The organism is Bacillus sp. FSL M7-0003 (assembly GCF_038628485.1).
Lineage (GTDB): Bacteria > Bacillota > Bacilli > Bacillales > Bacillaceae > Bacillus > Bacillus safensis.
This window is the reverse complement of sequence record NZ_CP152024.1, coordinates 1,690,186-1,711,747: the sequence shown is the minus strand read 5'-3', so window position 1 is coordinate 1,711,747 and position 21,562 is coordinate 1,690,186. Positions and strand designations below refer to the sequence as shown.

At 38.5% G+C, this 21,562-nt stretch carries 19 protein-coding genes and 1 pseudogene; 3 read left to right on the top strand and 17 right to left on the bottom strand.

Translation table 11 applies throughout. The annotated features are described in order from the left end of the window. Positions 1 to 18 precede the first annotated feature (18 nt). The 8 genes from MHI23_RS08635 to MHI23_RS08600 form a co-directional block, all read right to left on the bottom strand. Positions 19 to 501, bottom strand: a complete 483-nt coding sequence (locus MHI23_RS08635; protein WP_024427057.1) for an antitoxin YezG family protein — start codon at positions 499 to 501, stop codon at positions 19 to 21. 4 nt (positions 502 to 505) lie between these two features. Next, on the bottom strand, positions 506 to 2,437 hold the full coding sequence (locus MHI23_RS08630) for a T7SS effector LXG polymorphic toxin (protein WP_125587364.1): 1,932 nt from the start codon (positions 2,435 to 2,437) through the stop codon (positions 506 to 508). A gap of 191 nt (positions 2,438 to 2,628) precedes the next feature. After that, the gene (locus MHI23_RS08625) at positions 2,629 to 3,777 is read right to left on the bottom strand and encodes an MFS transporter (protein WP_051149977.1); all 1,149 of its coding nucleotides are present in this window, start codon (positions 3,775 to 3,777) and stop codon (positions 2,629 to 2,631) included. A gap of 314 nt (positions 3,778 to 4,091) precedes the next feature. Then, positions 4,092 to 4,658 (bottom strand): flavin reductase family protein, encoded by a 567-nt coding sequence (locus MHI23_RS08620; protein WP_024427054.1) that lies wholly within the window; start codon positions 4,656 to 4,658, stop codon positions 4,092 to 4,094. A 344-nt stretch (positions 4,659 to 5,002) separates the two neighbouring features. Then, positions 5,003 to 5,284 (bottom strand): metalloregulator ArsR/SmtB family transcription factor, encoded by a 282-nt coding sequence (locus MHI23_RS08615; protein WP_024427053.1) that lies wholly within the window; start codon positions 5,282 to 5,284, stop codon positions 5,003 to 5,005. 68 nt (positions 5,285 to 5,352) lie between these two features. Beyond that, complete coding sequence (locus MHI23_RS08610) at positions 5,353 to 6,534, bottom strand: MFS transporter (RefSeq protein WP_051149976.1); 1,182 nt, start codon at positions 6,532 to 6,534, stop codon at positions 5,353 to 5,355. A 193-nt stretch (positions 6,535 to 6,727) separates the two neighbouring features. Continuing rightward, positions 6,728 to 9,064, bottom strand: a complete 2,337-nt coding sequence (locus MHI23_RS08605; RefSeq protein ID WP_024427051.1) for a molybdopterin-dependent oxidoreductase — start codon at positions 9,062 to 9,064, stop codon at positions 6,728 to 6,730. Between the two features lie 101 nt (positions 9,065 to 9,165). Next, positions 9,166 to 9,723 (bottom strand): NAD(P)H-dependent oxidoreductase, encoded by a 558-nt coding sequence (locus MHI23_RS08600; RefSeq protein ID WP_024427050.1) that lies wholly within the window; start codon positions 9,721 to 9,723, stop codon positions 9,166 to 9,168. Positions 9,724 to 9,907: 184 nt separating this feature from the next. Between MHI23_RS08600 and MHI23_RS08595 the strand changes: the two genes are divergently transcribed. Then, a complete protein-coding gene (locus tag MHI23_RS08595; protein ID WP_024427049.1) occupies positions 9,908 to 10,786 on the top strand; it encodes a LysR family transcriptional regulator in 879 nt (292 codons plus the stop codon). A gap of 20 nt (positions 10,787 to 10,806) precedes the next feature. Here the strand turns inward: MHI23_RS08595 and MHI23_RS08590 are convergent. Together MHI23_RS08590 and MHI23_RS08585 are read right to left on the bottom strand one after the other, a co-directional pair. After that, positions 10,807 to 11,091 (bottom strand): annotated as a pseudogene (locus MHI23_RS08590) (aspartate phosphatase); the annotation flags it as partial. A gap of 152 nt (positions 11,092 to 11,243) precedes the next feature. After that, positions 11,244 to 11,663 (bottom strand): MarR family transcriptional regulator, encoded by a 420-nt coding sequence (locus tag MHI23_RS08585; RefSeq protein ID WP_024427048.1) that lies wholly within the window; start codon positions 11,661 to 11,663, stop codon positions 11,244 to 11,246. Between the two features lie 112 nt (positions 11,664 to 11,775). Here MHI23_RS08585 and MHI23_RS08580 point away from each other — a divergent pair, with 112 nt between their 5' ends. Beyond that, positions 11,776 to 12,762 (top strand): YhdH/YhfP family quinone oxidoreductase, encoded by a 987-nt coding sequence (locus tag MHI23_RS08580; protein ID WP_098676905.1) that lies wholly within the window; start codon positions 11,776 to 11,778, stop codon positions 12,760 to 12,762. Positions 12,763 to 13,190: 428 nt separating this feature from the next. On the opposite strand, the gene glnA is transcribed toward MHI23_RS08580, so the two are convergent. The 5 genes from glnA to spoVK all read right to left on the bottom strand — a co-directional run bounded on the left by glnA (position 13,191) and on the right by spoVK (position 18,729). After that, a complete protein-coding gene (glnA, locus tag MHI23_RS08575; protein ID WP_024427046.1) occupies positions 13,191 to 14,525 on the bottom strand; it encodes a type I glutamate--ammonia ligase in 1,335 nt (444 codons plus the stop codon). Positions 14,526 to 14,587: 62 nt separating this feature from the next. Further along, the gene (locus MHI23_RS08570; protein WP_025093274.1) at positions 14,588 to 14,998 is read right to left on the bottom strand and encodes a MerR family transcriptional regulator; all 411 of its coding nucleotides are present in this window, start codon (positions 14,996 to 14,998) and stop codon (positions 14,588 to 14,590) included. Between the two features lie 91 nt (positions 14,999 to 15,089). Then, positions 15,090 to 16,370, bottom strand: a complete 1,281-nt coding sequence (locus MHI23_RS08565; RefSeq protein WP_034281939.1) for an aminotransferase class I/II-fold pyridoxal phosphate-dependent enzyme — start codon at positions 16,368 to 16,370, stop codon at positions 15,090 to 15,092. A 6-nt stretch (positions 16,371 to 16,376) separates the two neighbouring features. Next, positions 16,377 to 17,648 (bottom strand): GTPase HflX, encoded by a 1,272-nt coding sequence (gene hflX / locus MHI23_RS08560; protein ID WP_342492438.1) that lies wholly within the window; start codon positions 17,646 to 17,648, stop codon positions 16,377 to 16,379. Between the two features lie 121 nt (positions 17,649 to 17,769). Then, positions 17,770 to 18,729 (bottom strand): stage V sporulation protein K, encoded by a 960-nt coding sequence (spoVK, locus tag MHI23_RS08555; protein ID WP_342492437.1) that lies wholly within the window; start codon positions 18,727 to 18,729, stop codon positions 17,770 to 17,772. A 320-nt stretch (positions 18,730 to 19,049) separates the two neighbouring features. Here spoVK and MHI23_RS08550 point away from each other — a divergent pair, with 320 nt between their 5' ends. Continuing rightward, a complete protein-coding gene (locus tag MHI23_RS08550; protein WP_024427042.1) occupies positions 19,050 to 19,808 on the top strand; it encodes an N-acetylmuramoyl-L-alanine amidase in 759 nt (252 codons plus the stop codon). A 67-nt stretch (positions 19,809 to 19,875) separates the two neighbouring features. On the opposite strand, the gene MHI23_RS08545 is transcribed toward MHI23_RS08550, so the two are convergent. Together MHI23_RS08545 and nrdF are read right to left on the bottom strand one after the other, a co-directional pair. Beyond that, positions 19,876 to 20,493 carry a hypothetical protein gene (locus MHI23_RS08545; protein ID WP_024424084.1) on the bottom strand — a complete coding sequence of 206 codons (618 nt, stop codon included), beginning with the start codon at positions 20,491 to 20,493 and terminating at the stop codon, positions 19,876 to 19,878. A gap of 87 nt (positions 20,494 to 20,580) precedes the next feature. Continuing rightward, a complete protein-coding gene (gene nrdF, locus MHI23_RS08540; protein ID WP_024424085.1) occupies positions 20,581 to 21,561 on the bottom strand; it encodes a class 1b ribonucleoside-diphosphate reductase subunit beta in 981 nt (326 codons plus the stop codon). Between the last annotated feature and the right edge of the window lies 1 nt (position 21,562).

Below are 21,562 nucleotides of genomic sequence, written 5' to 3'. Positions count from 1 at the left end.
ATTGGAGGGTATTGTGCGTTAGTTATCGTCTTTATTTTTTATATAATTTAATACGGCTTCTTTATCTTCCTCATCTTCAGGGAGATATCCCAAATTTTCATATTCCCAAATAGCCATTCGTTGATAGGTATTGTAATGAGAGTTCAATACATCATCATAATTAAAATCAATGGTAAATCGATTCCTATTCTTGATTTTCAGCGTTAAATTTGTCCAAGTTTTTTGCTCATTAATTTTAAATTCATCTCTGAGTTTCTTAAAAGAATCCTGTAAATTAATTAATAAGTCATCATATATATTTTCACTGACCTCAAATATATCAGGAATATCATGAGAATAAATATATTCTTGTTGTTTGTTTGTATTAAAGAAAAAATAAACTTCACGAGAGTCATCCAGAATTTCCGCATATAGCAAAACATTCTCCCAATCAACAGGTATTATTTCATTTATTGTATTCAAAATTTCTTGATAAACTTCATTCGATGGTTCCATTTCCATTGAATTAACCTCCTGGCTTATTTTCAATCGATACCTTTTTAACTCTCCTAGCTCCAATTTTATACTTAATTTTAAATAAAGTTGGTCGCATAGAATCTCCTTCATATCTAATGCTTTCTATGGAAACTGATACTGTCTGAGGTGGATCTTTCCTCAAGGCTGCCAACCATTCCTGCTCCAACTGATACCATTTCCCACCACTACGATTAATCTGTGAACTCATCGGAACAAGGTTATCAATATCCCCGGAACCTTTAAAAATAGACGCTATCAAATGACCTCCATCATCATCCATTAATCGATCCGGCTTCCCTGAATTGGATTGGGCATATTGGTTTCTTTTAACCTCTCCGTATTTTAAATCACTTGCTTCGACTTTGACAATACGTCCGTAGTGGTCGGTTGTGTAGGTGTAGCCTTGCTTTGTTGAATAAACAACATTTGGTTTTAACACTTTTTTACGTTTCCATCTCACATAGTGATCTCCGTAACTGACAACGGTTGGTGGTGATTTTGGTGCTGGTAAGCGTCTGCCTGTCTTAGAGATGCCGTATCCTGAATTGTTGTCTAGACGCTTCGCCATAGAGAGGAGTTTATTTTTGAGATTTTCTCCGTCAAACACGTTATACGGCAGCTTCGGGCCGCCAGCCATTTGAAACTTTGGTGAGTATGGCAATAGATTCGGAATAGAGACATTGTCTAATGATTTTGCTCCTTGTTCAAGGCCTTTCTTCACCGTTGTTTTTGCCGCTGTTGTCCCCGTTTTTGTAATGGCACCTGCCCCTTTAGAACCAAAGACGATTTCTGCTAGAGAACCAGTTGCATAGGCGAACCAGTGTGATCGAGAATATGCATCACCATCGATGACTTCTTTTTGGAATGAGTCTGAAATCGACTTTCCAATCGCTTTCGATGTTTCAATTGGATGTGAAACAGCCGTTACGACCGATTCAACGGCACCTCCAGGATCTGTCACAAGATCGTAGATGCCAACTACTGTATCTTTGGCCACATCATATAGACCAACTGCTGCACCTTTTACAACATCAATAAACCCCTCTGATGCTTCTTCCTGCGCTTTGATCTGGAGAAGCTGGCTGTAATACATTTTTTGATCGTAAGAAAGATTCTCATATCCAATTTCGTTTACAATCTCAAAGTATTTCTCTTCTGATATACACGAAGGATCGTTGAGTTTTTCTTTCAATTCTTTGATTCTTCGTTTCTCTTTTTCTTCTTTTTTCAATTTTAAATATGCTTTCACCTGTGCATCGATTTTATCATGATTCTTGTACACATCTGTCTCATGAAATGCTTTTGCATCGTAATACATTGGCTGCGCATTTTTCCCTTTTCCTGTAGCAGCCATCATTTTTGTATAAAAGGTTGTAAGATGTTTCTCAATCGCTTCTGATTTTGCGTATTCTGTTTTTAGGGCATGATCTAATTTATGTACAGCATCAATTGCCTCTTTTCTTTTTTTATTCGCATCGTCTAAATGTTCATTGACCTCTTTACTTGAAAATACATTCAGTTCTATGAGATCACTGATGTCATCAAAAATAGTGGATAGGGCTTCTTTTTGTTCCTTGACCATATCTTTATTATTCTGAATCCCTTGTTTCAGTTGAGCGTCTAAGAAATGCTCATCAATAAATGTACTCCCGCCTAACGATTCATCATCAAGCTTTCCTTTTACCCCATCTAAAAAAGCTTTTTGCATATCAATAAAATCAAGATAAGTGTCCGTGTAAAGCGCAAGATCCTCATAAAAGGCTTTGATATTGTCTGCACCTTTTCCAGTAAATTCATCACCTAATCCCGACACACTTTTTAATGCTATTTTCACATGCTGCATTTCGTCTCGAAGCTCCTGATAGACTTTTGATCTTTGTTCGACAGCTGACAGTAAAGATGGAGCATCTAATATTTTCATATAAAAAAGACTCCTTTTATGGAATATTCTTTTACTAGAATACCATAAGGAGTCTTACACTTTAATCCACTTTATCGTTTTTTAACCAATTATCCTCCAGAGCTCCTTCTTGATGCGACGGTTTGGACATCATCATGTTGAGGTTGAATGAAACCACTTTTTATTTTATAAAAAGAGTGCTCTGAGTTTCTTTAAACTGTTTTTCGTTTAGATAGAACCTTGTCAAGAACTGTGACTCCGACAGCAATAGCAAGAGTAAAAGCCCCAATCCAAGGAAGATAATTCAACAAACCATTTTTGACAGCAATACCGCCGATACCAGCTCCACCTGCCATTCCAAGTTGTCCCAAAGCACTGTGCAAACTAAGCACAATGCTTGCCGCAGCAGGGGCAAGGCTTATTAACTGAAATTGTATTGGCGAGCCGGAAGACCAAGCTGCAAGCGCCCAGAAAATAAGTAATACATAGAAAAGAAAAGCAAACTGACCGATAAACGGGAAGAGCAATAGTGCAATAGCATGGAGTAACATTCCTCCAGTTAATGTACGAAATGCCCCCCACTTATCTGTACTAAAGCCTCCTAATTGAGCTCCAATAGCACTAGCAATCCCAAAAATAAAGAGTGCTGTCGTTACCCCATGATTGCTCATGCCGAATATATCTAGGAAATATGGTGAAATATACGTAAATACAACGGAATATGCACCTAACCATAGAAAAGTTATAAGCAAGTATGCTGCGATACGTGGTCTCATAAAAAATTTAAACTGCTCACGTAAAGGTACGGGTTTTTCAGCAACTGTTTTTGGTATAGCAAACAAAGTTAAGACAGAGAAAAGTAATCCTACTGCCCCAATTCCAATGAATATGACATTCCAATCATAATGTGAAGCCACAACTCTTCCTATAGGTACACCTGCAACCAAAGCAGAACTTTGTCCCATAATAACTGTAGCAATCGCACCTCCTTGCTTTCCTGGAGCTGCTAAAACTGCAGCAAGGGTTAGAACTGTGACTTGCATAACACCAGCACTAAGGGCAGAGATTATTCTAGCTGACATTAGCATTTCATACCCTGTTATTATCGCAATAAGAATATTAATGACAGAGAAAACGGTTAAAGCATAGACAAGAAGTTTTTTTCGGTCCATTCGAGCAAACATAGCAATTAGAAAGGGTGTCCCTGCACCAAAAGCTACTGAAAACACAGTGATTAACTGTCCTGCAGATGAAACTGAAATGTGATTAGCCTCAGCAATTTTGTCTAAGATTCCCGCAATAACATATTCTGATGTACCATTAAGAAAACTAATGGCAGCTAATAAATAAATTTTCCACATATTTGACAAAATAATTCACACCTATTTGTTTTATATTTCGATATTTCTAGAAATACAGATTTATTTTCATAAATTAACCGAGCGCTTGAAAAATTAACTGTAAAGAGCTTAAAGTGTTACGCTTCTTATACTTTTGGAGAACTTGCTTTGACAGCCGTTGTTATACTGGCTTTTACAATGTAGACAGGAACAAGTTCCAATTCAGTTACAGGTTCTGAAAAAGCAGTGGTAGTTGAAAATGTAACTCTCAAACAAGATAAGTAAAAGCTATGGGCGCCTTCCTCGGTAGAGAAAAGCCACTTTTTTGCAGATTTTTACTTGTTCTTAAGATACAGTCCATCCTCAAAAGCATCCCCTGCTTTTTCTCCTATTTTATGGTAATTCCTACTTCCCCTATCAAATACAAGTGGGCTGAATTTATCCAGATTGATTTTACCTTTCTCATCTAGTATATCCTCCTCAACACTGATGTTCACGATTTCAGCAATCATGCGCCATTCTTTTTCATTATAACTTTTCACTTTACACTCTAACGCAAATGGAAGTTCCTCAATCAGTGGTGCATCAACAAAGTCCGCCTTAACTGCATGAAATCCAGCTCTTGCAAATTTATCTGGAACCTCATTTCCAGTTTCATTTCCAAGATAATCACATGCCTCAAGAAAAGACGCATCTGACATGCTTACGGTAAATGCACCATGCAGCATAATATTCTTTAACGTCTTTCGTTCTGAACTAATGCAGATTGAAATTTCATTTTCATTACTAATACCGCCCCATGTAGAAGCCATGGCATTCGGAATTCCATTTTCGTCATACGCTGCAATAATAAAAACTGGTTGTGGTAACACGTAAGATTTTGCTCCAATATTTTTTCTCATTATCTTTCTCCTTTTGGTTTTATTTCGGTATTTCTAGAAATTTAGATTTAATTTCATAAATTAACCGAACGTTTGAAAAATTAGCTGTAAAGAGCTGATTTTTGCATGTAGAAAAAGTGATCTTTACAGTTTCTTTAAAAATGTTTTATAAAGGTGACACCCTTGAATTTAACGCACTTATGATAAAGATAGATGGTTCGCTTTAGCTTTTTTATATAAAGTACTAGTAATGGATCTACTCAAAATTTAGATGAGGATACCTATCGAGTAATTTAGCCATAATCCGGACAAGAAAAATCATACCTCTTATTTCTATATTTCCTTAAGTATAGAAATAAGAAAAATTACTCCATCACATATGGAGCATACTTTCCAATCAACTCACGGTCTAGGCTGTAGTATATATATGTGCCTTCTTTATAAGTACTCATTAGCCCGCAATCAGTTAATTGTTTTAAGTGATGGGATAAAGTTGATCCAGCAATTGATTCAAGTTTTATTCCTATATCTGAACAACATAAATTTGCTTCATTAGCAAGCAAACGAGCAATTTTTAATCGGGTTGGTTCACCGAGTGCTTTATATATTTTTGTCGCCTGCTGTAACTTCGAGTTATTCTCCATCATTATCACCCCCTTTCCTGAATAAATACTTCAAATGAGTACTAGCTAACCTTACAGTTATAAGAATAGATTTATTTCACAGATAACCCCTCTTCATTAGCATGAGCTGACTTAGTGATTTTCCATCCCAATAACATAACAATGAAACCTAAAAGTATAAGAAGATATAATGTTGGAACGAAACTGCCTAGAAAATCATGGAGAAAACCGATGATAAACGGGCCCGTTGCACCAATCATGTATCCAATTGCTTGAGTCATTGCTGACCAAGTACTTGCTTCCATAGGGGACGATGCCTTATCTATCGGTAATAATAAAGTGAGTGAGACAAGACCGCCACTGCCAATCCCTAGACATATACTTGAAACAATAGGTGTCACGTTTGTAAAACATAAAAGAGATAATCCAGTCATTACACTAAGGGTAAAGACTAAAATCCAAAGTCTTCTACTTGGCAGCTTCTTCAAGAGACTAGGCAATAAAAGAGTAGCTGGCAATTGTGCAATCATAGCTATTGTACCTACAAGACCACCAAATGCTGACGTCCATCCTTTTTCCTCTACGATGGCTGGTAGCCAAGCTGCAAAACAATAAAACATAAGAGTGACAAGCCCTACAAAAGAGGTTAATAACCACGCCTTTTTATTTTTTAATGGCAAGGAGGCACTTCTCTTTTGTGATGCTGTATGTGTATGAGAATGTTTAATGACCATAAGCCAAAGTGGAACAGCCATTAGAGCAAGAATACTCCAGAACGCTAATCCGTTTTTCCATGAATTATTGAGCCAGTGTTGAAGTGGTGTCGTCAGCCCAATAGAAATGGATGCTCCAACTACCATTGAAGTAGAATATACGCCTATCATGGAGGCTGCCTTCTCCGGAAAGTAACTTTTGATGAAACCAGAGAGCAAAGGACTTACAATCCCAATTCCCGCACCAATGAATAAAGCCGTTATCAATAGATAGATAGACGAATTTGTAAAGACACGCGAAAGCGTTACAATACCTATAAAAGCGATAAAAAATGTGATGGTTTTCTCTGATTGATAGCGATTTGCTAAACGACCAGCGAATAACGAGCAAAAGCCAAAACATAATAAAGGAATAGATGTAAGTAGACTAGCTGAAGCAGAACTCATGCCTAATTCATTTGATATTCCGTGCAAAACTGGACTAACTGAAGTTATACCAGGCCTAAGATTAAATGCAGCTAATATAAGTGCAAATAGAAATAATATATGACGACTGATCAAATTTGTTACCTCCGATACTTTTCTTGATGTGTAATCCTATTTAATGGTACATGAAGCCACAACATAAATAAAATGCATATTAATCATGCAACACATAAACAAATTGATATGACATTTTTAGTATAAAAGCAAAAAGCTGAAGCCTCCACCGCTGGGAGTCATCAGCTTTTTTGCTTTAATTAGGGCAAAGGATCTATCCTATCTTATAAATCTGGCATCGATAAGATTTTAATGGTTCGGAACCTGATATGGGGTCAATCTCATCGGTACCTATTAATTGATTGACATTTGCACCTTCTACTGAAAATGGATCAAATCCAGCTAATTCAAGTTCATCACACTCATCCCACCAGCCCGCTTGAGTATATATTGTCCCCACGGGTATACTTTCTGTCAGTCGAGCGACTGCCTTCATCCTGCCGAAAGGAGAGGCTAAATAAATCCATTCACCTTCATTTAGCCTATACATTTGAGCTGTTTGGGGATGGATTTCAGCAAAAGGATCGGGATGCAGTTTTCTTAGTCTAGCAATATTACGATGCTGGCTATGACAAAAACTTTTTAATTTAAAAGAAGAAAGAACTAACGGAAAATCATTCGATTGATTCTGATATTGCGGAACAGTTAATGGTTTTTCAAATTGAGGCAGTGGAGCATATCCATGCTCTAACAAAAACTCGGAATAAATCTCCAGCTTTCTTGTCGGAGTAGAAAAACCTTTGACTCTTTCATTCATTTTTTCTCTATATTTACAATATTTTATTTTTAAGGGCACAGACAGACCTTCAGGGTGAGATCGAAGTTGGTCTAATGTGACATTCACTGGTTTAAGATAGTCATTAAACGCTTTCTCAATATTTCCATTCCAAAACTCTTCTTGATAACCCATTTCAACCGCTATTTCCATGATTATTTGTAGATCAGGACGAGCTTCCCCAGGAGCCTTTGACATTGCAGGTTTGTATTGAATATGTTGATCCGTTTGTAAATTCCCTTCAAAGCCTGCCAACAAACTTGGGGACTCCCATGCATGTGCAGCTGGTAATACAATGTCTGCAAACTTCGTCATTGGACTATGAAACATGTCAACGTGTACATGAAATTCTAATTTTTTCAAGGCTTCTATCATATTCTTGGTTCCAGGGTTTTGAGTGACCATATTACCCCCAAAACTTAACAAGCCTCTCATATAATACGGAGATTCGTTTAATACAGCATGAACAAAATCATACCCTGAAGCAGATATTTTGGGAGCACCTAAAGGTCTCTGATCTAATCCTAAACGCTTCTGCTCTTGTGAAGTTGGCAGTAAATCTTGACCTTTTATTAAGTTTACTGGTAAAGACGGGAGGATAATATTCCCCCCTTGCTTATCAAAACAACCGGTCAGACTATAAAGGATACATAATGCTCGATTGGTAGATGAACTATTTACATGCTGTTCTAATCCATTCCATGAATAATAGGTTATCGGATTTTCTTGGCTTAATAATTCCCCAAGTTCCGTTAATTTCTCAGCTGGAATACCCGTTATTTTTTCCACATGTTCCATTCTAAATGAAGATACTTGTTTCAATAATTGAGAAAAAACGGTTTCTGAAGAAACGTCCTCATTTTCGTATTCGCCTGAAAGTAAAATATGTTCTGACCATGTCTCAGGATCTGCCCGAGTATCGATTTTAAATGGCTTCTGTTTTTGATCAAGAACTAAAAATTCATATGGCTGATGATGTGCTGGTCGAAGGAATTTTCCTGTTCGCTTATCCACTAAGAAAGGGGCATTGGTCCATTGGAGAAGAAATTGCTCATCATACGAATGGTTCTCAATCAAAAATTGAAGACACCCTAATATTAAAGCGATATCAGTTCCATGATTCGGAGAAATCCATAAATCTGCTGCGGCAGCTGTCGTTGTTCGGCGTGGATCGATGACTACTAGTTTACTGCCTCTTTTTCTAGCTGCCATGAGCCTTTTCCAAGTCTGAAGATTCGTATCTGCTGGATTGTGCCCCCATATCAATATCAAGCTAGCACGTTCAAAGTCGGGTTGAGGCAATCCAACACCATATGTGTATTTTGATCCCTCGTCCCTTGTCCACTGGCAGACATTGGTATGAGAAATATAGTTGGGGGTGCCGTATAGATTCATCAAGCGCTGTAAATATGGCCCCCAGCTAAAACTTCCGCTTGCACCAACTGTTGGAAAAGTGTAAGAAACTGTTTCTGCCCCTGTTTCAGAACGAATCTGTTTTAGTTTACTTGCAATGGTTTGGATGGCTTCTTCCCATGTGATTTTCTCCCATAGTGGATCTTGCCCCTTTGGGTTAGTTCTCTTTAAAGGAAAAACGATGCGATCAGGATGATTGACGATTTGAGGTGCTGCTGCTCCTTTTGGACAGATTCCCCCATTCGGATGATTTTTATCCGGGAGCACCTTTACTAACTGATCATTTTGTGTAACGGATATCACTCCACATTTTGAAACGCATTGCGAACAAAATCCCGCTCTTCTTTTTTCACTAGTACTCATCATCCTTCTCTCCTTTTTAAGATTGAAGTCATTGGTCAAAAACTAGGAATTTTTTCGGGTGAATGGTGAAGCATACATCTCAAATACGGATTTCTGTCATTTTAAGATAAAGAAAATATCTCTTCTAAATGCTGATCCGTCTTTTCAAATACTTTCTCCATGTCAGGCTTGAGCGCCGAATGATTTGAGAGTGTTTTTAATGGTTTCATCCCTATGAATTGCTGTGCTTTGTGCATTGCAACTAGGACCTCGTCTACTTCCTTCCCCTCAAAGAAAGGCTGCTCTATCGGATTATCGAACACCCATTCACCTGCACCCCAAGTAACAGAAAGCATGTAATGACGTCCTTCTAATAAACCTCCTTCACCATAAATATCTGTCCCTCTATAAAAAATTCCGTGCTCATATACAGTATCCATGTACTTCTTAAATGCAGCAGGATAGTGATACCAATAAACTGGTGTTTGAATAATCACAAAATCAGCCCATTTGAATTTTTCCTGTTCTTCTTTTACATCATAGTGATTTGCAACAATTGTGGTTTTAACATGATAAAGTGGGCTTAGCTTGTCTACCATTCTTTCTACTAATGTCTGGTTTAATTGGCCTTTGGCCATCTCATGGTACTCATGTGCGTTAATGATTAAAATATTTTTCACGTTAATCCTCCTATAAAATTCAAACCCAAAATGATAAGGTTATGATGATCATCACCTTAATGAGTATGATTAGCCTCACTTATTGTCTCGGATTATATCTTGAAGTTCTATTTTCTTTTATGGTACATTAAGTTCCAATATAAATGAAATGCATATTAATCATACAGGAGATAACAAAAACGCTATGAATAGATCGCAAATTCAACTAATTGTCCAAATTTCTGAAACAGGAAGTTTTACAAAAGCCGGTGAGGAATTACATATGACACAGCCGGCTGTAAGTCGAGCCGTAGCTACAATTGAATCGCAACTAGGAACAAAGTTAATTGAAAGAGATAAGAAAAATGGCTTATTTTTCACAGATATAGGAGAACGTATATTAGTTATTTTCAGGAAGGTTCTAAGTGAATTACAAAAAGTAGATGAATTAGTTGCAGCTGAACAAGGGTTAGAGATTGGGAAGATACATATAGGAGCTTACCGAACTGCTTGTACTAGATTTATTCCTAAAATCATACGTGCAATGGAGAATCAATATCCAGGCCTAGAAATCAAACTTTCAGAAGGGAGTGTAGATCAAGTTAAAGAGTGGTTACGTTCTAAATACATTGATGTGGGCATTATTATTCCTCCTGATAAAGATTTTGATACCGTACATTTAATGAAAGATCAACTGATTGTACTGATGCATTCAAGCCATCCTTTATATCAGAAAGAAATAATAAGTATTCCCGACTTACAAGGTGAAGATATACTATTGGGGAAAGGGGGTTATGAGGTACAAGTTCATGATTTATTTAAAAAGTATAACGTAACTCCTCACGTTCGGTTTGAAATGGAGTATATAGAGACAGGATTAAGTATGATACAAGAAGGTTTAGGAATAACCATTACAACTAAAAAAAATATTTGGTCACTGCCAGACCAAGTCGTTTTTCGTGAATTAACACCAGATACGTTCAGAGATATCAATATTGCAGTGCTTGATATGAAAGATATATCCAAAGCAACAGATGCCTTTATTCAAACAGCTCTTAGGCTTTTTGCTACCGAAGATGGTTAACTGTCTCTGGATAATTTTTAGTATTGCAGCATACCAGAAAGTTGATGATTCGACTTTTCGATTTTATCAACGAAGTCTGCAATAGATAAAGACCGCTGCTGTGAGGATTTTATATTAACAAGCATAAGCTGATGGCGGAAGCAAATTAATTGATAGTAGATCAGTAAATCCTGGTCTTCTTCTATTTATTCAATCTTTTGTTCTACCTCAGCTTTCAAAATCTCTGCGTCTGGAACACTGAATTGCCGGATCATTTTATACCATTCATTTATTTTCACACCAACATGTGAAAGAACTGTCTCCATGCCTCACTCTCCTTCCACCAAATCTCCTTATGTGACATTTATTATGACTTGCAGAAATTTACAAATCATCGAACAGAAACCGCAAAAAGGCTCCAGTAAAAGAGCTTTTTTGCGGTTATGGATTTAATATGAAGCTTGTTTATAAAAATACATCATTGAAAATTATTTATAATTGTATTCAATGCTTTCTTTAGCACAACCTTATCATGTTTTGACAAGTTTTGAAGCGCTGTTTTGTTCAGCTCAATTGTTGCTGCTTCAACTTTATCTCTAATGACTAAAGATTTTTGAGTAGCATCTACTAAAATATTTCTTCGATTTTTTGGATCTATTGTGCGTTCAATTAAGTCAGCTTTTTGCATTTTATCTAAAATTCCAGAAACTGTTGAGGCTTCTAAATACACAAGTTCTCCAATTTGTTTGGGAGATAGCTGGCCCTCTCTCCACAAACAGTTCAACACACCATATTGAGCGGGTGTCAAATCACATTCCTCTAAAAGCTTACTAAAGTACTTAAACACTTTATTTTGACTAACACTTAGTAAAAAATTTATGCACTCTGATAATTCCATCGTATCTCCCCCACATTGACTTTACCTATAATATCATGGTAGTTTTTTAATTGAAATACTTTTGCACCGGAAATGTTTTGTCATAATATATTTTTAGAGAGGAAGATAAATAATGGATTCATTTAAAGCGATTCTAGTTACAGAAAAAAATGATCAAGTTAGTTACGATCTTCAAAATGTAAGTGTTAATGATTTATCTGAGGGAGAAGTATTAATTAAAGTTGCATATTCTTCAATCAATTATAAAGATATGCTGGCCGTTCAAAAAAATGGAGGTGTTATTCGTAACTATCCAATGATTCCCGGAATTGATCTAAGTGGAACTATCGTTCATACAACAGATAATCGTTTCGTAGAGGGTCAACAAGTTATTGTCACAGGTTTCGCATTGGGCATGAGCCACACTGGAGGTTTTTCAGAATATGCTAGAGTACCTGCGGATTGGATTGTTCCTTTGCCAAATAACTTGACTTTAAAAGAAGCAATGATTTTTGGAACAGCAGGCTTTACTGCTGCTCTTTCGATCATGGCTTTACAGGAAAATGGTATGAATACAAAAAATCAACCTAATATACTCGTTACGGGCTCAACTGGTGGAGTTGGTAGCATCTCTATACAATTATTATCTAAAATTGGGTACAAAAATATCTTTGCTTTAGTGCGTAAAGATAATCAAGTTGACATAGCAAAATCTTTAGGAGCAAATGATGTCATTTTTGCAAACCAGTTAGGAGAGTTAAAAAAACCATTAAACAAGCAAAAATTTGACTTCGTATTAGATACTGTTGGAGGAGATGTAGCTTCTGTATTAATCCCTCAAATTTCTTACGGTGGAAGCATGAGCATGTGCGGAAATGCAGGTGGAATTAAATTAACAACAACTGTGTTACCTTTTATTTTAAGAGGGATCAACCTTCTGGGGATCGATTCTGTAAATGTGCCAATCAATAAACGCAAAGTAATTTGGAACGAGATAGCAAACGAATGGAATATCTCCCAAACGACTCTAGTCAATGAGATTACTCTCGATACGTTACCTGAAAAAATTGAAGCCATTAAAAATGGCCAACATTTAGGAAGAACAATTATTAAATATTAAAATAAAACAAACTTTATTACACAAGACAAAAATTGAATTTATTGATACAGCTACCCCATCCGGTTCAAGATGGGGTACATTTGTTTTAATATCCCGGATAGAAGTATACAGCAACCAGAGTCTTTTACTGATAATTAAAACTCTTGATTTTAGAGCAAAAAATCAAATGATCTATTGAGACCCAAAACCTTTACATCAATACGGCTCATAACATGACGCTAGACTCGTTCTTAATGACGTTTACCTGTATGAGTTGAATTTAGTAACTCTAATTGAAAGATGGATATCCCCTACCGAAATCATTTTTATTCAATGCATATGAACGTATGCTTAAACAAGCAGCCACACCGAAAATGCTCATCTATGCCCTTCGTTATACCCCAAAAAACAAAAACCCCCTGAAGCCAATGGCTCCAAGGGGTTTTTTATTAATACTGAGACATATACTGATCGCGTTCCCATGGGTGTACTTGGGTGCGGAACATATCCCATTCGATTTCTTTTGATTCGATGAAGTGCTCGAATAGGTGATCGCCTAGTGCGTTAATCATGACTTCGTTTGATTTCAGCAGCTCGAGTGCTTCTGCAAGTGTTGCAGGAAGGTCAGAGATGCCGTTTTCAAGACGCTCTTCTTTGTCCATGACATAGATGTTTCTGTCGATTGGTGCTGGTGCTTCTAGTTTGTTTTTGATTCCGTCAAGACCTGCTGCAAGTAATACGCTTAGTGCAAGGTATGGGTTTGCAGATGGGTCTACGCTGCGTACTTCTACGCGTGTGCTGATGCCGCGTGATGCCGGGATACGGATCAATGGGCTGCGGTTTTGTGCACTCCAAGCCACATAGCAAGGTGCTTCATAGCCAGGTACAAGACGCTTGTAAGAGTTTACAGTTGGGTTTGTGACCGCTGTAAAGCTTGTTGCGTGCTTGACGATACCTGCGATAAAGTGTCTAGCAGTCTCGCTTAATTGTAAATCTGCTTTTTCATCAAAGAATGCGTTTTTACCATTTTTGAATAATGATAGGTTACAGTGCATACCAGATCCGTTTACACCGAACAATGGTTTTGGCATGAATGTCGCATGAAGACCATGCTTTCTCGCAATGGTTTTGACAACGAGTTTGAACGTTTGAATGTCATCACAAGAACGGATCGCGCCTGCATATTTGAAGTCAATTTCATGCTGCCCTGGTGCTACTTCGTGGTGAGATGCTTCAATTTCAAAGCCCATTTCTTCAAGCTCTAGCACGATATCACGGCGGCAGTTTTCGCCTAGATCTGTTGGCGCAAGGTCAAAGTATCCGCCTTTATCGTTTAGTTCAAGCGTTGGCTCGCCTTTTTCATCTAATTTAAATAAGAAGAATTCTGGCTCAGGTCCAAGGTTGAAATCACTAAATCCTAGTTCTTCCATTTCCTTTAAGATACGCTTTAAGTTGTTACGCGGGTCTCCATCAAATGGTGTCCCGTCTGGCTTATAAATGTCACAAATAAAGCGTGCAACTTTACCTTTTTCTGCTGTCCAAGGGAAAATAACAAATGTGTTTAGATCTGGGTATAGATACATATCTGATTCTTCGATACGTACGAATCCTTCAATAGATGAACCGTCAAACATACATTTGTTATCGAGAGCTTTTTCTAACTGGCTCACAGGAATCTCAACATTTTTAATCGTTCCGAGAATGTCTGTAAATTGCAGACGGATGTACTTTACGTTTTCCTCATTTACTAATTTTACGATATCTTCTCTTGTGTACTTTGCCATTTCGTAAAACTCCTCCCCTACAAAAGGTAAAATGTGTGTATAGCAATGCTTTTGCTAATTGGTTAACGGAAGAACCTTGACATATCCCCCTGCCTAAAGGTCGTTCCTTGTTGGAAACGTCCAGCCTGAATGAGTTCTTTCTTCAGTAGCTTCCTGAGTTCATCATCTGTCAAGTTGTGCTTAGCTGTAGCTTTTTCCTCCGTCTTTGTATCAGACGATGGATTTTCTGCCTCAGCTTTGGCAAAAAGTTTTTTGATTCCTGCCATGTTTACACCTTGTTCGATGAGGTTTTTAATTTCTAGTAATTTATCAACATCATGAAAAGAAAATAATCGGCGGTTTCCATCACTTCTTGCTGGAAATACTAAACCATTTTCCTCATAATAGCGAATTTGTCTTGCAGATAATTCTGTTAGCTGCATGACAATCCCAATTGGGAATAAAGGCATTGAGCGGCGAATGTTATCACTCATCTCAACTGTCTCCTCCTCTTTGCTTAAATTTATTATATGTCATGTTATATTATGTGTCAACAAGATGTTAGGAATATTAACATGGATTTTTTTATTGAGCAGGTACTTCAATAAAACCTTGTTCCAATAAGGCATCGACAGCACTGCAAATCGCATTTTTCACATGAGCATACGTGAGTCCGCCTTGAACGTAGGCAGTATAAGGCGGTCTGATCGGACCATCGGCTGATAATTCAATACTGGCTCCTTGTACAAAGGTGCCCGCTGCCATAATGACATCGTCTTCGTAGCCTGGCATATAGCTTGCATGTGGTGTGACGTGACTATTAATCGGAGATGCATACTGGATTGCCTGACAGAACGCAATCATTTTTTTAGGATCTCCAAATTCGACTGATTGAATCAAATCTGTTCTCTTCGCATTCCACGCTGGGTTTGTTTGGAATCCGAGCTTCTCAAGAAAACGAGCCGTAAACACTGCGCCTTTTAAGCTTTGAGCTACAACATGCGGCGCCAAGAAAAAGCCTTGATACATTTCTTGAAGCGCATACAGCGATGCACCCGCTTCACTGCCGATGCCTGGAGAAGTCATTCGATAAGAGCAAGCTTCTACCCATTTTTCTTTTCCAACGATATAGCCGCCTGTTTTGGCAAGGCCTCCGCCTGGGTTTTTAATGAGTGAACCGGCCATGAGGTCAGCTCCGACATGACATGGCTCTTTTAATTCAGTAAATTCACCATAACAGTTATCTACAAACACAATGATTTCTTCATTCATCTCTTTCACAAATGAAATCATTTGCTCAATTTCTTCTATAGTAAAGGAGGGTCTTGACGCATAGCCTTTTGAACGCTGAATGCCGATGACTTTTGTTTTAGAGGAAATCGACTCTTTTACTTTCTCATAATCGACGGATCCATCTTGTCGTAAATCAATGGCTTTGTAGTCAATCTGGAAGTCTTTTAATGAGCCTGTCCCTTCTTTCCCGCGAATCCCGACAATTTCTTCTAGCGTATCGTATGGTTTTCCCGTCATATAGATCAATTCATCGCCAGGTCTCAGCACACCAAATAAGGCAATGGAAATCGCGTGTGTGCCGGAAATGATTTGCGGACGCACAAGCCCGCTTTCTCCGCCGAAGACATCCGCATAAATCTTTTCTAATGTGTCTCTCCCCATATCATCGTAGCCATATCCAGTCGTCGGATTAAAGTGAGAGTCACTGACTTTGTGCTTTCGATAGCTTTCAAGCACCCGCCACTCATTTTGTTCGCTCTTTTGATCAATTTGCTGATGCACGTGTAAAATCTCTTGTTCTGTTTCTGCTGCTGCTTTTTCTAAAATACTGCCGTGTTTTAATGTGTGAAACATCTTGATTTAATTCCTTTCCAACATATACTTCTTGATTTGACCTAAAATGGTCTGATCCTCACCACTATAGCCAGTGATGTCATATATCTCTGCTTCTTTTTGAAATTCTAGTGATTCCACAAGCGTTTCTGATTTTAATGCGGAGATGAGCTTGCCTTCATGCGCTGGAATCTTTACATGATATGGCTTTAAAAAGGCTTTTTTCAGCTCAGCCATAATATCCGCTTTTAACCTTTTTACATCTTCCTTGCGCTTAGCACTGATTAAGATGTGGCGATGCTTTGAAGATGGGATGAAATCTGGTCTAATTTGATCTTCCTTGTTATAAACAGTCAGCATCGGAATGCGGTCCGCTTCTAATTCTTCTAAAAGCTCATGAACCGTTCGTTCGTGCCCTTCATAATCCTCATTAGAAGAGTCGATGACATGAAGCAAATAATCGGCTTCCTTCACTTCTTCAAGGGTGGAACGAAATGCGGCAATCAGTGTGGTCGGAAGGTCTTGGATAAAGCCAACTGTATCTGAAATCAGCACACTGTAGCCAGATTCTAATGTCATCTTACGTGTCATTGGATCAAGTGTCGCAAACAGCAGGTCCTCTTCATGACTATCCGCTTCTGTTAATTGGTTAAACAAAGTTGATTTTCCGGCATTCGTATACCCGACAATGGCAATTTGGAACACACCATTTTTCTTTCGGCGCTCCCGGTATCTTGTTCGGTGTTCTTTGACTGCAGATAACTGCCCGTTAATTTCATGAATGCGGTTTCGAATATGACGTCTGTCTGTTTCAAGTTTTGTTTCACCTGGACCTCTTGCGCCAATTCCGCCCCCTTGTCTTGAAAGGCTGATCCCTTGTCCACTTAGTCTCGGCAAGGCATACTGAAGCTGGGCAAGCTCTATTTGCAGCTTCCCCTCTCTTGTACGGGCTCTTTTTGCAAAGATATCTAAAATCAGTTGCGTACGATCAATAATTTTTACATCTAAAGCAGTCGCCAAAGCTTTTAGCTGGCTTGGAGAAAGCTCGTCATTAAAAATAATGACATCACATTCGAGTTCCTCGCAAAGCACTTCAAGTTCTTCTACTTTCCCTTTCCCGATATACGTTGCACTGTCTTGTCTATTTCTCTTCTGCGTCATCACGCTGACAGCTGCACCGCCAGCCGTTTTGGTTAACGAAGCTAATTCTTCCATTGAGTATTGAAAGCGTTCATCCGTTACATGCGGCAATTGGCAGCCGACAAGGATCGCTTTTTCAGTCATTTCATGTTCATTCAACGTTAGTTGTTTCCTTTCTGTACTTAAGTTTTCAGTAGTACCATCATACCAAACACATCAGACGTATACCACTATTCGGATGGTTTATTTTAGTGACTCTTTATAAAAAGGATACGCCATTTCAAGAAGGCGTATCCTCTTTCATTTGAAGATCGTGACTTTTAATGGTCAGCAGATCTTTTTTATCATAATGATCCACAAGAAGCAGTCTCATCGCCTGGGTTCGTATGGCTTTTTCAATGGTGTTTCGCACAAACCGGCCGTTGCTGAATTTTGCCGGGCTTGTGGTACTTTTAATGTGCATTAAATAATCCCGCAGCTTCCATTCAGCTTCTTGTGTAAATACATATTCTCTGTCTGCCATCATTCGTTTTGCAATATCCATGAGCTGATCGACTGTATAATCAGGAAAGCTGATGTTGATTGGAAATCTTGATTGCAGGCCGGGGTTTAAAGAAAGAAAATGATCCATTTCCTTGGAGTAGCCTGCAAGAATGAGAATGAATTCGTGCTGTTTGTCCTCCATATGTTTTACAAGGGTATCAATCGCTTCTTTTCCAAAATCCTTTTCTCCTCCGCGTGCAAGAGAATAGGCTTCGTCAATGAACAAAATACCACCTAATGATTTTTTAATTAAATCCCTTGTTTTTTGCGCTGTATGACCAATGTACTCTCCAACAAGATCACCTCGTTCTGCTTCAATTAAGTGACCCTTTGAGAGCACATTCATTTCAAAGAAAAGCTTCCCGACAAGTCTTGCAACTGTGGTTTTTCCTGTGCCAGGATTTCCTTTGAACATCATATGAAGCGCTTGTTTTCCTACCTTTAACCCTTGTTCCTGCCGTTTTTGATTAACAAAAATCCAAGCATAAATCTCTTTTATGTTTCGTTTCATTTCATCCATACCGACAAGGCTGTTCATTTCACGCTCTATTTCCCGTAAGATGCTGTGTTTTGCCTCATTTTTCTGCAAGGCTTCTAGGTATTCTGCCTCTGAGTCTGCATCAACCAATACTTGCTTTTGTCCGTTAAGTATAATATTGATTTGGCCGTTGTTTTTATATGTGACAGCTCGGTCCAACGTATTCACCTCTCGCTCTTCTCTCTTTATTCTATTCGGGTGGAGCTGTAATCGTGACAATCGCCCGCTTAAGCCCAAGTTTGCTGTCAAAATGACCCGAGATACCGAATATTGTAGGGATTTCTGCGGTTTCCCAGGAAATGATGTGCTATTTCCATTGTATTCATCCCGTTTGGGCGGACAAACCAACAATTTGCTTTTTCTTAGAAAAATGTAGCTTTTTGATCACAAATGATGCAGAAAAGAGTCTCAATGATTTCCGCATTTTGTACAGGCAATTCTTCTATTTTCTCATAAAATAAAGACGAGGTGATGAATAGATGGTGAAAATTTTTATTGATCCTGGCCACGGAGGAACAGATTCTGGAGCTAGTGCTAATGGGCTTTTGGAGAAAAATATAACACTTCAAATCGCGCTTTTATTGAGAGACATTTTGATTAGTGAATATGATGGGGTTTCCGTCCGCTTAAGTCGTTCAACTGACCAATCCGTCACTTTGTCCCAGCGTACAAATGCGGCAAACAGCTGGGGAGCTGACTATTTCGTGTCTATTCATATTAATGCTGGCGGGGGCACAGGGTTTGAAAGCTATGTGTATCCTGGCGTTTCAGCACCGACCACCACGTATCGCAATGCCCTTCATGATGAAATTGTCCGCTCGGTTGATTTTGCGAACCGCGGCAAGAAAACTGCGAACTTCCACGTTCTTCGAGAAACTTCTATGCCCGCTATTTTAACAGAGAATGGTTTCATCGATACGGCAGCTGATGCTAATAAGCTCCGCAACGCAACCTTCCTTCAAGGCATCGCTCGCGCTCATGCGACTGGTCTAGAAGAAGCCTTTCAATTGAAAAAAAAAGCAAGTAATCTTTATAAAGTGCAGGCAGGAGCTTTCAAAGTGAAAGCCAATGCAGATGAATTAGCAGCAACACTTAAATCCAAAGGCTTTGACGCGTTTGTTGTATTAGACGGCGGCATGTTCCGAGTGCAAGCCGGGGCTTTCCGTACAAAGCAAAATGCAGATGATCTCGTCGCAAGATTGAAGCAGGCCGGTCACGACGCATTCGTTTTCCAATAAGCTGAAGCTGTTGTAACGAAACAAACCGGCTCAAGTCTTCTGCTGAGCCGGTTTGTTGTGTATTCATTTACGCTAAGATGTTAACGACAAATTGAGACCATGTTTCAAGACGATCGAAGTATTCAGGCTTTTTCAAATCGGCTGCTTTCATCCATTTTCCTGAGATTTGATCTGTTTCTTTTACTTCCACATGAGCACCCGGAGATAGCTCAAGCGCTGATAACAGTCCGATGTGCACACGGCCGACACTGTTGTCATCGTCATTGATTAACCCAAGGGTTTTCATTTCAAGTTTGTCTTCTTCTTGAATTGAAAGTTCTTCGTCCAGTTCACGATCTGTATTTTCTTTTAGAATCTCAGCAAAGTTTTTTCCTTCGATGAAATTCATATGCCCCCCAAAGCCAAGAGATAACTTATGATGTAAGCGAGTCTCTCCTCCGCCTTGAAGTCTTTCGTATACATACACTTCGTCCTCACGCTTAATCACGACATAAGGAATCGGCTGCTTGAAGTCAGGATTTTCTTCTGCATCGCCTCTTCGCATTTGCTCGAAGTGCTCTTCGATTTCTTTCATAATGGTGCTGATTGTTTTCTCTTCACTGTTCACACCATTAAACGCAAGTGTTTCGTTTTGAAACACGCGTGCGCGTGGTGCTACTAAAATGATTTCGTCCATTTTTCCCATGTTGGTAACCTCCAGTATGTAACTATCACATTGTTAGAAATGGCAAAAAGCCAAAACGAGTGATGCGTTTTGACTTTTACGCTTTCCTTATGATTCATCTCCAAAGAAGAAGTCGTCATCTTTTAACGGCTCAACTGTTGCTTTTTTGTAGCCGTTCCCTTTCATTGAGAAGAAGTCATGCGATTTTGTTTTTGTATTGAGTCCGTTCAATACAATAGGGTTAATCTCTTCTTCTTCAAAATAAGGGGCAAATCCAAGGTTCATTAACGCTTTATTGGCATTGTAACGAATGAACTTTTTCACATCATGCGATAAATTGACTTGGTCATAAATATCTTCCGTGTAATGAAGTTCATTTTCATAAAGCTCGTTTAAAAGGTCAATAGAGAAATCATACAGCTCTTTTTGCACGTCAGGTGTTTGTTTGTTGTAAATTTCTTGTGCTAATAATCCAACGTACACACCATGAATCGCTTCATCACGCAAAATTAAGTTGATGATTTCACCACTTTGCATGAGCTTTCCTTGTCCATAGAAATAAAGAGGGTAGTAAAAACCACTATAAAATAGGAAGCTTTCTAAATAAACAGAAGCAACCATTGCTTTAAAGAGAGAAATAGGATCGTCCTTTTGAATCGAACGGTATAAACTGACAATCATATCTGCTTTCTTTTGCAGGAATTTATTCTTCTTGACCCATTCAAACACTTCACTGATCGTTTCAGTTGGTGCGAGTGTCATGAAGATATTTGAGTATGATTTCGCATGCACCGCATTTTCCATCATTGCCATAAAGTTGAGTACTGCTTTACGCTGATGGCCGTCCACATGTTCAGCAACAATCGGCATCCCTGTATTTCCTTGTTCTGTATCAAGTAAAGTCAGTCCAGCAAGTACCTTCATATACGTATCTCGCTCTTTTTCGCCTAAATATTTCCATGTTAAGAGATCTCCGTTTAAGGAAATCTCTTCTGGAAGCCAGAACTGCTTTACATTTTGGTTGTAAAACATTTGTGTAAAATCGTCTTCGTGTTTTGACCAGTTGGCTGCATCATAAATTTTTGTCACG